At 72.0% G+C, this 13,643-nt stretch carries 12 protein-coding genes and 1 tRNA gene; 3 read left to right on the forward strand and 10 right to left on the reverse strand.

Annotation, left to right across the window (positions count from 1 at the left end; translation table 11 throughout):
- Positions 1–45: 45 nt before the first annotated feature.
- The 10 genes from ACFZBU_RS10025 to ACFZBU_RS10070 form a co-directional block, all read right to left on the reverse strand.
- On the reverse strand, positions 46–1,029 hold the full coding sequence (locus ACFZBU_RS10025; RefSeq protein ID WP_391582979.1) for an LCP family protein: 984 nt from the start codon (positions 1,027–1,029) through the stop codon (positions 46–48).
- A 389-nt stretch (positions 1,030–1,418) separates the two neighbouring features.
- The gene (locus ACFZBU_RS10030; protein ID WP_391582980.1) at positions 1,419–2,072 is read right to left on the reverse strand and encodes an ACT domain-containing protein; all 654 of its coding nucleotides are present in this window, start codon (positions 2,070–2,072) and stop codon (positions 1,419–1,421) included.
- 298 nt (positions 2,073–2,370) lie between these two features.
- A complete protein-coding gene (locus ACFZBU_RS10035; RefSeq protein ID WP_391582981.1) occupies positions 2,371–3,936 on the reverse strand; it encodes a tetratricopeptide repeat protein in 1,566 nt (521 codons plus the stop codon).
- 142 nt (positions 3,937–4,078) lie between these two features.
- Positions 4,079–5,440: a YhgE/Pip domain-containing protein gene (locus ACFZBU_RS10040; protein WP_391582982.1), complete on the reverse strand. Its 1,362-nt coding sequence runs from the start codon at positions 5,438–5,440 to the stop codon at positions 4,079–4,081.
- A complete protein-coding gene (locus ACFZBU_RS10045; RefSeq protein ID WP_391582983.1) occupies positions 5,440–6,099 on the reverse strand; it encodes an ATP-binding cassette domain-containing protein in 660 nt (219 codons plus the stop codon). Before ACFZBU_RS10045 ends, ACFZBU_RS10040 begins: the two co-directional genes overlap by 1 nt.
- A gap of 162 nt (positions 6,100–6,261) precedes the next feature.
- Entirely contained in the window at positions 6,262–6,564 is a 303-nt protein-coding gene (locus ACFZBU_RS10050; RefSeq protein ID WP_020550640.1) for a DUF397 domain-containing protein, read from the reverse strand.
- Positions 6,565–6,728: 164 nt separating this feature from the next.
- A tRNA-His gene (locus ACFZBU_RS10055) sits at positions 6,729–6,804 on the reverse strand.
- A gap of 151 nt (positions 6,805–6,955) precedes the next feature.
- Entirely contained in the window at positions 6,956–7,567 is a 612-nt protein-coding gene (gene orn, locus ACFZBU_RS10060; RefSeq protein WP_391582984.1) for an oligoribonuclease, read from the reverse strand.
- A gap of 4 nt (positions 7,568–7,571) precedes the next feature.
- A complete protein-coding gene (locus ACFZBU_RS10065) occupies positions 7,572–8,867 on the reverse strand; it encodes a GlxA family transcriptional regulator (protein WP_391582985.1) in 1,296 nt (431 codons plus the stop codon).
- Positions 8,868–9,052: 185 nt separating this feature from the next.
- Positions 9,053–9,979, reverse strand: coding sequence for a LysR substrate-binding domain-containing protein (locus ACFZBU_RS10070; protein ID WP_391582986.1), 927 nt, complete (start codon positions 9,977–9,979; stop codon positions 9,053–9,055).
- An 11-nt stretch (positions 9,980–9,990) separates the two neighbouring features.
- On the opposite strand from ACFZBU_RS10070, the gene ACFZBU_RS10075 reads away from it, so the two are divergent.
- The 3 genes from ACFZBU_RS10075 to ACFZBU_RS10085 all read left to right on the forward strand — a co-directional run bounded on the left by ACFZBU_RS10075 (position 9,991) and on the right by ACFZBU_RS10085 (position 13,635).
- Positions 9,991–11,103, forward strand: a complete 1,113-nt coding sequence (locus ACFZBU_RS10075) for a YeiH family protein (RefSeq protein ID WP_391582987.1) — start codon at positions 9,991–9,993, stop codon at positions 11,101–11,103.
- 661 nt (positions 11,104–11,764) lie between these two features.
- Positions 11,765–12,262, forward strand: coding sequence for a universal stress protein (locus ACFZBU_RS10080; RefSeq protein WP_020550635.1), 498 nt, complete (start codon positions 11,765–11,767; stop codon positions 12,260–12,262).
- Between the two features lie 176 nt (positions 12,263–12,438).
- Positions 12,439–13,635: a MerR family transcriptional regulator gene (locus ACFZBU_RS10085; RefSeq protein WP_391582988.1), complete on the forward strand. Its 1,197-nt coding sequence runs from the start codon at positions 12,439–12,441 to the stop codon at positions 13,633–13,635.
- Positions 13,636–13,643 lie beyond the last annotated feature (8 nt).

Genomic DNA, 13,643 nt, shown 5'->3' on the forward strand with positions numbered 1-13,643 from the left:
CTGCACCGTACAGTTCAACGACCAGGGGTCACGGCCGGGTGACGGTTAACGTCCCGCAGTGCCCTGATTCGTGCTACCCGGCGCAGCCGTTCCGGGCGCCGGCGGGACGGGCGCCGGCGCACCGTCGCGAAGCCGGGTGAACAACTGGGCCCCTTCGGGCTGCTTGAGCGCGACCCGGTTGGGGTCCGGCGCGTAGTCGATCAGCGGTGTGGTGGTGAACTCGATCCGGTCCAACGGGATGCCGCGCAGGCCGTTGGCGAAGTCGTACAGGCTGACCAGCGAGTTGATCCCGGAGTCGGTGGTGATCGCCTTGGTCGCGGCATCCATCACGTTGTACGCCCTGGCCGGGTTGGTCAGCAGGTTCTCGTCCTGGACCTTCTTGATCAGGGCCTTGAGGAACTCCTGCTGACGGGCGATGCGCTGGATGTCGCTGCCGTCGCCCATGCTCTTGCGCACCCGCACGAAGCCGAGCGCCTGCTCGCCGTCGAGATTGACGTCGCCCGCGGGCAGTTGCAGATGCGCGGCACTGTCGTCGATCGGCTGGTCGATGTGCATCGGCACACCGCCGAGCGCGTCCACGACCTTCTTGAAGCCGGTGAAGTCGACGGTGATCTGGTGGTCGATGCGGGCGCCGGTGAGCCGTTCCACGGTGGCCGCCACACACGGCACGCCACCGACCTCCATCGCGCTGTTGAACTGGCCGAAGTAGGCGCGCTGGGTGCCACCCGCCGTGGTCCGACAGGCGGGCACGTTCACCATCAGGTCACGCGGGAAGCTGACCGCGATCGCGGTCTTCCGCCCCTCCGGCACGTGCAGCAGGATCGTGGTGTCCGAACGCTGGGTGCCGCCCTCGTCCCGGCCGTACTCGGCGTTGTCGCCGGCGCGCGAGTCGGAGCCCACGAGCAGCACGTTCATCCCGCCGGTGGGCGGCGGTCGATCGGTCAGCTGGTCGGCGAAGTCCTGGGTGCGGATGTTGCCGTTGAGACGGTCGTACAACCACCAGCCGAAGCCCCCGGCGGCAAGCAGCACGGTGACGAGCCCCGCGGCGGTCCACGCGAGGATGCGACGGCGACGGCGCCGCCGATCCCGGACGCGCCGTTCTATACGACCCGGGCCTCCCGGCCCCGGCTCCCCGCCCGACGCCCCCGGGACGGCGTCGGCCGCCGGGGACGTCCCATCCTTGTCCTGCACGTCGTCGTCGCCTTCGTCGGGCCCCCGCGCTCGATGTGCGCTCGGCTCGATGCCCGAAGTGCGCGCACAATTACACAATCATAGTTGTTCCGATCGTTACACGCCGAATAGCCGCGAATGGTTCCCGTCCCGGGCATCCCAAACCCGCGAGGGCGGCGCGGAAGGGGCGTCGGGCATGGTGCCGGGCATGGGCATGTAGGCGGCACGGGACACGCCCGACCGGGCTCCTACACGGTGCCGCCCGCGGCCTTTGCCGCGCCGCGTTCGCCGAGGACGCCCAGGGCGACGTCCACGATGCGACCCAGGCGTTCGAGTTCGGTGCGGTGGAAGGCGGGGCCCTCGTGGCGGACCACGTACAGGGTCAGCCAGGACGCGCCGATCGGCGCCGCCGCGCCGTGACCGATCGCGTCACCCTCGTAGGCGAAGGCCAGCGGCCGCATCGGGGTGAGCGCGGGCAGCGCCGGCGCCTCCGGGGCCCGCCAACTCTGGTGTACCAACTGCCGGCCGCGTCCGCCGCGCGTGGCGACCGCCCAGTCGGCGTGGAAGAGCGTGGGCGCCGCGTCGATCAGGGTGGCCACCGCCCGTCCCGGATCGCGCGCCACCTGACCCAGCACGTCCAGCTCCGGCGCGGATCCCGGCACCTCGCCGGCCGCCCAGCAGCCCTCGACGCGAACCCCCACCGAGCGCTCCATGGCCGCGATCAGCGCGGTGATGTCCCGCTCACCACCCCAGGAGAGCGTGAACTCGTCGACCGCACGGCCGCCGAGCTGTTCGAGCACGGTCATCTGCATCACGTCGGCGCCCGCCGCACCCAGCAACTGCGTGACCCGCGCGAGCGATCCGGGCCGATCGGGCAGCGACACCCTCAGTCGGTACAACACGCGACACCTCCTCCATTACCTGTCCTGCATCCTGACCTTTCCCCGTTTCGAACAGGTTGCGTACATATGACGGCCTCAAGTGATCATTACGGGCGCAAGGTTCCCGGCCGGAACCACGTCGGCGGACACGCACGATCGGTCGGCGGACACAGGCGAACGGCTCCCGCCGCCGCGCACTTCGCCCGGCCGAGCGCCGGGTCGGACGAACCGGCCGCGACGGCCGACCGAACACGCGTGTGGGGCGCCGGCGGATGACTCCGCCGGCGCCCCACACGTCGTGACCCACTTCGTCTCGCGACTACTTCTTCTCGCCGGCCCTCTCGCCTGGTGTCTCGTCCGGCTCTTCGTCGCGTCCCCCGGCCGATTCCCCGACCGGGGTGACCTCATCCGCCGAGCCGGCCGAAGCAGCACCGGCCGGCGCCGACGTCGGCCGAGCCGGCGGACTCACGTGCGTCGGCTCGTCGTCGGGCGCCACGCTCGACACCCGAGTCACCGCACTCTCCGGCGTCTCGTCCCGCGCGGATGCGGATGCCCCGGCCGGCCGACCCGAAGCGGGCTCCGGGGCCGTCTCCTCGGTCGCGAGGGGCCGCGCGGCCGGCGCCGCCGACCCGGCCGACACCGCCGCGTTCTCCTCGGTGTCCGAGGTGAGCCCGGCCACCGGCGCGAACGCGGTGACGTCCCCGTCCGGCTCCGCGGGCGGCGGCGCTACGACGCCACCGGCCCCGGACCCGACCGAGACCACCTCGGTCGGCGCGGCCGATGCGGCCGGCAACGGCGACGCGACGTCGGCCGACGGAATCGGCCCGCCGGCCTCCCCGGCCGGCTCCGGCCGCTTCGCCTTCGCCGGTCGAGCAGGCTTCGGCACCTTCGCCGCCTTTGCCGGCTTCGGCGGCTTCGGTGGCTTGGGCTCCTTCGCCGGCCGCCCCGCCCGCACCGAGCTGTTGCCCACCGCCGTGGCGAACGTGGGCGCCGGGTCGTTGGCCTTGGGCCCGTAGGTCCACCACATCAGCCCGCGTCGGGCGTTCTCGCTGTCCGGGTGCTGCTCGCCGAGCACCCGCGTACAGTCCGCGACCAGCTGGGTCAGCAACGTCCGGGCGCCCAGCGGGTCGCCGGACTCGCCGGTCCAGTGCGCGTGATTGTGCCGTATCACCAACGTGTCGTGGTGGTCCGGCCCCAGCACACGCGTCGCGTCCTCGACGAGGTGCATCAGCGCGTCCCGGGCCACCGACACGTCGCCGGCCTCGCCCGCCCACATCGCCCGGTCGTGCCGCGCCGTCAACGCCGCGGGGTCGTCCGGCTCGTGCACCTCGCCGCGCTCGTCCGCGATCGCCGCCATCAACCGGGCAGCCTGGATCGTCTCGCCGGAACGGCCCACCCAGTGCGCGTGCTGGTGTCGGATGGTCAGCGTGTCCGGATGCACCGGCCCGAGCGCGTCGGTCGCCTCCTCCACGATCGGCCGCAACATCCGCGCCGCGCCCGCGGCGTCGCCCGACTCGCCGATCCATCGGGCCCACCCGGCACGCACGTTGAGCGTCTCGGGATCGTCCTGACCGAGCACCAGGACACAGTCGGCCGCGACGTCGCGCGCCAGCGATTCGGCGGTGACCGCATTCCCGGACAACCCCAGGCAGTAGGCATGGTTGTGCCGGGCCAGGAGCGTGTCGGGATGCTGCGGGCCGAGCACGCGCGCGTAGTCACCCGCGAGCTCGCCGAACATCCGAGCGGCCTCTGCGGGCCTGCCCTCGTCACCGACCACCCGGGCCCACGCGGCGCGCGCGTCGAGCGAACCGGGGTGCTCGGGCCCGAGTTCCCGCACCCGGGTCTCGGCCTCGGCCCTCAGTTTCTGTATCTCCTGCTCGTTCATCGCCGCTGATTCTCCCTCCTCCACCACAGGTGGCAAACCCGCGGTACCCCCTGATTGTGGGCGACGTGCACGGAGCGGGCGTGGTTGCGCTCCCCGGGTACAACCGTACGGGGGAGCGAATTGACCCATCGGTAGTGCGTGGTCACAACTCCACGGCCGGTTTCAGCGACGCCATCGTCCACATCCGCCGATGCCGGACCACGAACACGGTTGCGATCAGCGCCACCACCAGATACCCGCCGAGGACCGCGAAGGCGACCGCCAATCGTTCCCCTTCACCACCCGTGAGGGTGACCCGCAGACCGTTCACCAGGTACGTCATCGGCAGCACCGGATGCAGCGCCTGGAACGGCTCGGGCGTCGTGGTGACCGGATACAACCCGCCGCACGAGGTGAGCTGGAGCATCAGCAGGACCAGGATCAGCACATCCCCCACCGCGCCGAGCGCGGCCCGCAGGAACTGCGCAATGGCCACGAAGGTGACCGCCGCCAGGGCGATCAACAACAGGCTCAGTCCGGGATCGTCGGCATCCAGTCCGAGCCCGAGCTGCACCACCGCGTACAACACGAACGCACCCGCCAGGCCGAGCGCGGCGGCGGGCAACCAGCCGGCGAGGGCCACCTTGACCGCGCCCGCACGCCCCGCGAGCGCATGCGGGTTGTACGGCCGCAGGAGCAGGAAGCCGACCAGCCCGAACACCCACAGCGCGATGCCGAAGAAGAACGGCGCCAACCCGCGGCCGTACAGATCCGCCGGATGCAGGTTCGTCACCTCGATCGTCACCGGCGCGCCGAGCACCCGCGCGTCCTCGCCCGCGGCCTGCGCCGGCGGTGGAGCCGGCACCGCCTCGTTCAACCGGGTCAGGCCGCCGGCGAGCTGCTCGGCTCCCTCCCGGAGCTGATCCGGCGGCGCGGTACCGACGCCGCCGGCCAATTGCCGCGCACTGTCGGCGGATCGGGCCAGCTGGTCCTTGAGCTCCCCGGTCTGCCCGTACAGCTGCTGCACCAGCGTGCTCTGCGTGGTGGCCGAAACCTGCTGCTGGAGGCGGGTCTTGGCCACCTCGGCCATCTTGCCGATGATGAAGCCGTTGGCGTCGTCGAGCGTCATCAACAACTTCGCCTGCCTGGGCTGCGCCGACGCCGTGGTGGCCAGCGTCGCGCTGAAGTCCGGCGGCACGGTGACCACGAAGTGGTAGTCGCCGTCCTCCAGGCCCTTGCGGGCCTGCTTCGCGTCGGTGACCTTCCACTTGAAGTTCTCGTCCGTGCGGATCACCTCGGTCAGCCGGCCGCCCGCGTCGATGTGCTGCCCGCGCACGTCCACCGGCCGGTCCTCGTTCACGAACGCGACCGGAACCTGGTTCAGCCGGCCGTACGGGTCCCAGTTGGACCACAGGTACAGCGCGCCGTACAGGGTCGGCACCAGCATCAGCATGACCGGGACCAGCCGGGGCAACGGGCCCCGGAAGCGCCGTAGTTCGAGCCAGGCCAGGCGCAGCACACCCATCAGGCGGTACCGCCTCTCGGGTACAGGTGGTGTCCGGGCAGATCCACCACCACGTCGGCGCCGCGCGGCGCATCGGTCGCGGTGGCGACGACGGTGATGCCGGTGTCGGCCAACTCGCGCAGGGCCCGCCACGCGCGCAGCAGGTCGGCGCCCGCGATACCGCTGTCCACGTCGTCGACCAGGACCGCGCCGGGCCGGTCGGCCGCGGCCAGCGCGACCGAGAACAACAACTGGTCCACCGCGGCCAGGTGCTCGACCAGGACCCGGTCGGGCGGGTCGATCCGCAACAACTCGTACATCCGGGCCAGCGCCGGTTCGGTGGGCCGGCCGCCGCCGACGGCCCGGCGCTCGGCGACCGTCTCGGCGACGAACAGGTGGGGTTCCAGGTCCAGGCCGGGGCGGGCGCGGGCCACCGCGGTGTGTGCCCGGGCGGTCGCGGCGCTGCGGCTGCCCGCGACCGTCACGCTGCCGGCGTCGGTGCGGAACCGGCCGCCGAGCGCGAGCAGCAGCGAGGTGCGGCCGGCGCCGGCGGGCCCGACGAGCACGGTCAGGCCCGCCGCGGGCGCGGTCAGCCGGACGTCGCGAAAGATCGTGCCGTCCGGTCCCGATGCCGCCAGGCCGACCGCGCTGATCTCCACCCCGGAGGTGGTTGTGGACACGGATCTCCCTCGTCGGTGGGGCGTCCACCGAGGGATAACCGGTACACGGATTGCCAAACGGGCGAAACGGATGACGCCCTCGAGCCCGCCGGCCTGACGAAGCGTCAGGTCAGCCGCCGGGCGGGCGCCGGACGGCGCCCGGAGCAGATCTCGGCGAAGTCGTCAGCCGCGCTGCTCCGGCAGCGGCTCGGCGAGCCGGTCCAGGTCGAACTCGCCGTCGCGCACCCCGAGCACGAACGCGGTCCACTCGCCCTCGGTGAACCGCAGGATCGGCCCCTCCGGGTGGATCGAGTTGCGCATCGCCATGCCCCCACCGGGCAGTTCGGCGGTCTCCACGATGCCTTCGCCGGTGGTGTCCTCGCCGTAGCCGATCCACGTGACACCGCTGATGTCCATGGCGTACAGCGCGGCTTTCTCGTCGTCCAACTGCTGCCGCGACGGCTGCTCGGACTCGCCGGTGCTCATGATCGAAACCCTCCCGATGACGCATGCGTAACCCTCAGGTGACCGCACGCTACGCCGCACGCGGCGCCGCACACAACGCGAACGGCGACATCGGGCACATCGAGGCGACAACCGGCGCACAACGAGCGAGGTCCCGAGGCACTCGCGTGCCTCGGGACCTCGTCTGGGGTGAGTGACGGGACTTGAACCCGCGACTTCCTGGACCACAACCAGGTGCTCTACCAGCTGAGCTACACCCACCATCGCCGGGGCGTTCCGTCCCGGCGAGGAAAAGTGTACAGGCTCGCGGAGGCTGCTCGCCGCAGGGTTTCCGCGAGGCCGATCCGGCGCCCCGCGCGGCGTCGATTCCGGGCTCGGTTCGGCGGCGGCACCAGGATCCGCCGGACACGGCCTACGCGTGTTCGGCCGGCTTGTGGCCGTACTTGGCTGCGATCGCCTTGGCGGTGTCGCTGTCCGGACCGGGGTCCGGGACGAAGATCGCCTCGCGGTAGTACCGCAGTTCCTCGATGCTCTCGTGGATGTCGGCCAGCGCGCGGTGGTTGCCGGCCTTCGGCGGGCTCTGGAAGTAGACCCGCGGATACCAGCGGCGGGCCAGTTCCTTGATCGAGGAGACGTCGATCACCCGATAGTGCAGGAAGGCTTCCAGGTCGAGCATGTCCCGGGCCAAAAAGCCCCGGTCGGTGCCGATCGAGTTGCCGCACAGCGGTGCCTTGCGCCCGTCCGGGACGTGCTTCCTGATGTAGGCGAGCACCTCGGCCTCGGCCTCGGCCAGGCTGACGCCCGCCTCCAGCTCCTCCAGCAGACCTGAAGCGGTGTGCATTTTGCGCACCACATCGGGCATGCCGGCCAGCGCCTCGGCGGGCGGGCGGATCACGACGTCGACACCGTCGCCCAGGATGTTCAGCTCGGAGTCGGTGACGAGGGCCGCCACCTCCACCAACGCGTCCCGGGACAGGTCGAGTCCGGTCATCTCACAGTCGATCCAGACCAAGCGGTCGTTCATAGGGTCACCCTACGGCCCGGGCACACACCTCCTCGTCGCCGGTCTCCTCCGGGCTGCGGGTGCGGAAGGTCTCCCGATAGGAGGCCGGCGGGACACCCAGTTGTTTGCGGAAATGTCCGCGCAGCGCGACCGGCGAGCGGAACCCGCAACGGCGGGCGATCTCCTCGACCTGGAGGTCCGTGGTCTCCAGCAGCCGCTGGGCCTGGAGCACCCGCTGGGTGAGCAGCCATTGCAGCGGAGCGCTGCCGGTGAGGGTGCGAAAACGCCGGTCGAAGGTGCGCCGACTCATGTACGCGCGAGTCGCCAACTGTTCGATGTCGAAGCGCTCGGCCAGGTTCTCCAGCGCCCACGAGATGACGGTGGCCAGCGGGTCGCCGCTGATCTCCTCGGGCAGGGTCAAGTCCATGTACTGCGCCTGACCGCCGATCCGGTGGGCGGGCACGACCAGTCGGCGGGCGAGCGCGTTGGCCGCGTCCGGGCCGTGGTCGAGGCGGACCAGGTGCAGGCACAGGTCGATGCCGGCCGCGGTGCCGGCGCTGGTGAGGATGTCACCGTCGTCGACGTACAGCTCGCGGGGGTCGACCCGGACCTTCGGGTAGCGCTTGGCCAGCGCGGGGGCGTACATCCAGTGCGTCGTCGCCGGACGGTCGTCCAGCAGGCCGGCCGCGGCGAGCACGAACGCGCCGCCGCACAGGCCGACGATCCGGGCTCCCTCGCGGTGCGCCCGGCGCAGCGCCTCCAGCACGGGCGGCGGTGGCATCCGGGACGGCGAGTGCCACGCGGGCACGATCACGGTGCCCGCCCGGGCGAGGGCGTCGAGGCCGTACGGCGCGATCAGTTCGACGCCGCCGGTGGTGCGGAGCGGTCCGGGTTCGGCCGCGCACACCAGTAATCGGTAGTTCGGTACGCCGGCGTCGCGTCGATCCACCCCGAACACCGATATCGGGATCGAACTCTCCAGGATCGGCGAGTTCGCGAACAGCAACACCGCGATCGTGTCCGGGCGACGTCGACCGAGCAGCGGGCGCTCGCGTCCCGGAGCCAGGACGCCCTCGGCGTCGGGGTCGTACTCGCCGTCGAAGTCGATGTCGTCGGTGAGGTCGCCGTCGTCCTCGATCGAGTCGCTCTCGGGCGGAGCCTCGGACAGCACGGTGGACGCCGCGACGATCACCACCGCGTCCGCATCGCCGACCGGGACGGCATCGACGCCGTCGATCGCGGCGATCTCGGCCGGGTGGTCGGCATCGACCACGCGGGCTCGCCCTCGTCGCCGGTCCTTACGGCTGTCGATCCTGCTCATGGCCCCGATCGCCCCCTTCACCCCTCACGCCCCAGTAGGTCACAGGCGTCACTCACGTAACCCAAGATCGGAACTTACTCTCTCTTACCTTGTCTATGCATGGTGTTCTCTACGTGACGTTATGTAGATATGCGTGTTTGTGACGGTGGTCACATCGCGGAACTTGTCGACATTTGCCGGAGCCGTCAGGCCCCGGGGCGCCTGCGGGCCGCGTGCAGCAGGTGCAGGGCCGCCTCCGGCAGTTCCCGACCGCGCGGCCAGACCGCCCGCAGGATCCGGTCGAGGGCGGGCAGATCGGCCATCGGCACGGCCACCAGACGCCCGTCGGCCAGGTCCTCGCGGACCGCGAGATCGGACAACACCGCGGGCGCGGACCCGGCGATCGCCGCCGAGCGCAACGGCGCCGTCGCGCCCAACTCCAGCGCCGGCACGGCGACTCCGTCATAGGCGGCGAGGGCCCGCTCCAGCGTCTCCCGGGTGCCCGAACCCGCCTCGCGCAGCAGCAGCGGCGTCGCGGCCAACTCGGCTGCGGCGATCGGGCGCCGCCGCCGGGCCCACGGGTGCGTCGGCGCGACCACCACCACGAGCCGATCCCGGCCCACCTCCGCGGACTGCAGGTCGCGCGGGACCCACGGCCCCTCGACGAAGCCCAGATCCGCCTCGCCCGCCCGCAGTGCCTCGATCACGTGCAGGCTGTTGGTCACCTGCAGGCCCACGTGCACTCCGGGCACCGCCTCGCGCAGCGCGGTCAGCCACCCGGGCACCAGGTGTTCGGCCACCGTCAGGCTCGCCGCGACCCGCAGCCGGTCCTCCTGCCGGGCCTTGAGCGCGGCCGCCCCCTCCACGAGCGCGTGCGCCTGGTCGAGCACGCCGCGGGCCCAGTCGGTGATCACCAGACCGGCGGCGGTGGGCACCGAGCCGGTGGTGCTGCGCTCCAGCAGGCGCACCCCGAGCCGCCGCTCCAGCGTGCGCATCCGCGCACTGGCCGAGGGCTGGCTGATGCCGAACCGGCGGGCCGCGCTGCCCAGGCTGCCGCTTTCGGTCACCGCGACGAGCAGTTCGAGCGTGTACAGGTCGGGCAGTCGGTCCGAGGGGCGCGCCGGCGAGGTCATAGCCAAACCCTATGACCTACCAGGCAATCGACCGCTACCCGGACGAGTGCGCCGGGTCGAGGGTGGGGTTCATGACCCTGACCGCCGCGCACCGCACGCACCACACGCAGCTTTCGGCCGGCTCCGAGCCGGCGAAGCCGCGATTGTGGCCGGGGCTGCTCGCGGCGGTGCTCGCGGTGGCCGCGAGTTGGGGTGCGCATCGGCTCTGGCCCGGCCTGCCGATGCTCACGGTCGCCGTCGCCCTGGGCATCCTCGCCGCCAACGTGCGCGCGCTGCCCGCCGCGACCGCGCCGGGGCTGGGCTTCGCGGGCAAGCGGTTGATGCGCGCCGGGGTGGTGCTGCTGGGCCTCAAGCTCGCCCTCGGCGACATCGTCGGACTCGGTTTCGCGCCGGTGGCGATGGTGATCGGGGTGGTCGTCCTGACCTTCTTCGGCACCCGGTGGCTGGGGCGGCGGATCGGTCTGCCCGGTGATCAACCGCTGCTGATCGCGACCGGCTTCTCGATCTGCGGCGCCTCCGCCGTGGCCGCGATGAACGGCGTCAGCGACAGCGACGAGGAGGACGTGGCCACCGCCGTCGCGCTGGTCACGCTGTGCGGAAGCCTGGCGATCGTCGCGCTGCCGCTGCTGCGGGCGCCGCTGGGCCTGGATGCGGTGCGGTACGGCGGCTGGGTCGGCGCGAGCGTGCACGACGTCGGCCAGGTGGTCGCCGCCGGCGGCGTGGCCGGGCCGGTCGCGCTGCACACCGCGGTGGTGGTCAAGCTGATGCGGGTGCTGCTGCTCGCGCCGATCGTGGTGGGCACCGGGTACGCGCTGCGCCGCCGGGCCGCGCGAGCGGGCGACACCGGGGGTGCGGGGGCGCGGCGGCCGGCCCTGATGCCGCTGTTCGTGGTCGGCTTCCTGGCCATGGTCGGCGTGCGCAGCACGGGTCTGCTGCCGACCTCGGCGCTGGAGGTCGCGGGCACCGCGCAGGACCTGCTGTTGGCTGCCGCACTGTTCGGCCTGGGCAGCATGGTCGACCTGAATCGGCTGGTGCGCACCGGCTGGCGGGCGCTGCTCCTGGGCTTCGCGTCCTGGGTGCTGATCGCCGGCGCGGCCTACGGAGGCGTGTTGCTGACCATGTGAGCGCCCGCGAACCGGCCCGCCGGCGGACGAGTGGAGGCCGCCGACGAGCACGCGCGTCCGGGAGTACGTCGAACCCGCCGACGGCCCGGCGCGTGACGGGCCGTCAGACAGGTTCGACGTCGGCGCCGCGGCGCGGGTCGGCGTGAGGGAGGGTCGGCGTCCAACCTGCGGATCGCCGCCCGTTTCGACGCGGTCGCCCGGACGCACGGTGTCGTCCTGACCAACGCTCGGGCGGGGCCCGGGGTAACGCCCGTTCCCTCCTGCGGCGTCAGCGCGCACCCTCGAACGGGCCCGAAGCCGCCCCGTACAGCCTCCGCGGCCGGCCCGAACGAGCCCGGCGACCGGCCCGAACCGGGCCGCCGACCGCCCTCGGTGAGTGCCGGGAACCGACTGCGACCGGATCACAATCACCCACACGGCTGCCCGGGTCTCCCCATTCACGGCGTTGTCCGGCTAATGTGCGTGTCTCGCCGAGGCTTTGTCGGGGGCGCCATCCCCGTGCGTGGTCCGGCGAACCTCACCAAGCCCCGACCTGCACGCGTCGTGGTGTCGTTTTTGTCCGGGAGAACCCCGGTCGACACTTCGAATGTGCGGGTCGGCGCAGTAATCTGGTACCAGGAAGCCCCGAGGCGCCCCTCCACAGCAAAGACGCCCGATTCCCATGGCTGCTTTCGAGTTCAGTGACCTTCCGGACGGCACTCCGTTGCTCCGTCCCGACTCTCCTCATCAGCGCGATCCCGCGTTCCAACATCCCGTCGTGGTCGGTTTCGACGGGTCCGAGTCCAGTGAACGTGCCTTGGCGTACGCGTCCGGCATGGCGCGCAGGCTCGGCGGCGGGCTGGTGATCGTGCATGTGGCCAACCGGATTCCGGCCACCGTGTGGGCCGGCTGCGAGCCGCCGGTCTTCATCGACGTGCCGGACAGCCGCTCCGAGGCCCTTGGCCTGGAGTTGGCCTGCGCGGATCACCTCAGCGACGTGCCGTGGATCCTGGTCGAGCGCGGGGGCGACATCTGCCACGAGATCGAGGACGTCGCGCGCGAATTCACCGCCGACGCGATCGTGGTCGGCGGGTCCACCGGGCTGGCCAGCCGGATCTTCGGTTCGGTCGCGTGCCGCCTGGTCAAGCACGCCAAGCGACCGGTCGTGGTGATTCCCTGACGGTCCCCGCGCGCGCGATCCGGGCTCCGCCGTGATCTCGCCGCTCGTTTTCCGTGTCTTCCGGCGCCTTTCCCGGCGTCCCGTGATCGAACCTCGATCGGATCCGCATCGAACCTCGAACACATCTGCATTACGTTGGCCGCGGACACGGGGCACGAGGATCGTGAGGCACGAGGTTGGCGGAGTACCGGATCGAGGACCTCGCCCGCGAGGGGGGCACGACCGTACGCAATGTACGCGCGTACCAGGATCGCGGGCTGTTGCCGCGGCCGAGGCGACAGGGGCGGGTGTCCCTGTACGACGACGGCCATCTGGGCCGGCTCCGGCTGATCGGCCAGTTGCTGGAGCGCGGCTACAGCCTGGTGAGCATCAAGGAACTGCTCGACGCGTGGGACGGCGGGCGCAGTCTCGGCGCGGTGCTCGGGCTGGTCGCCGAGGCGAGCGGGCCGTGGAGCGACGAGACGCCGGAGCGGATGACCCGGGCCGAGCTGATCGCGATGTTCGGCGGCCTGTCCGATCCGGTCGCGCTCGCCGGGGCGGTGCGGCTGGGGTTGCTCGAACCCGAGGACGACTCGCTGACCGTGTTCCGGGTGCCCAGCCCGCGCGAGCTCGCGGTGGGCGCCGAGCTGCACGCGGCCGGCGTACCGGTGGCCGCGGTCACCGAGCAGCTGCGGATGTTGCGTGCGGCGATGGAGCACGTGTCCGAGGGGTTCGGTCGGCTGATGGAGTCGCATCTGCTGCCCGCCGACGGCGACGCGGACGAGACGGCGGAGATGATCCGCCGGATGCGACCGCTGGCGCTGCGGGCGGTGGAGGCCGAGCTGGCCCGGGCGATGCGCCGTACGGCCGCGCGTCGGCTCGGCGAGGAGCTCGGGAAGGTGCTGCGCGAGGAGCCCGAGCCGACCCGGGGCGGGCCGGAGCCGGTCGGCGACGAGGAGCCCGCGCTCGATCGGCACCCGTTCATGTCGGACGCGTGGATCGCGGCGGTGTCCCGGCTCAGCCGGCTGATCACGCCCGATCCGGAGAAGCGCACGTCGCATCCGGCGATCGTGGACATCGTGGTGAGCGACGTGCCGGAGCGGGACGACCCGGCCGAGCTGCACCTGGACGTCTTCCAGGGCCGCGTGCTGGTGCGCCCGGGGTTGTTGCCGGGTCCGGATCTGGTGGTGCACATGGACTACGACACCGCGCGCCGGGTGATCCTGCTCAACGACCGGCACGCGCCGCGCGAGGCACTGGCCACCGGTCGGATGACCGCCCGGGGCGATCTGTTCGGGCTCACCGTCTTCCGCGAGGCGCTGGCCGGCCTGTCCAACTGGGACCTGGGCGCGGTGCTGCGCGAGCTGACCGCGGGCGAGGGCACGACCGCGTAGCCGGGCTC

The sequence above is a fragment of the Embleya sp. NPDC008237 genome (genome assembly GCF_042956465.1).
In the GTDB taxonomy this organism is placed as follows: domain Bacteria; phylum Actinomycetota; class Actinomycetes; order Streptomycetales; family Streptomycetaceae; genus Embleya.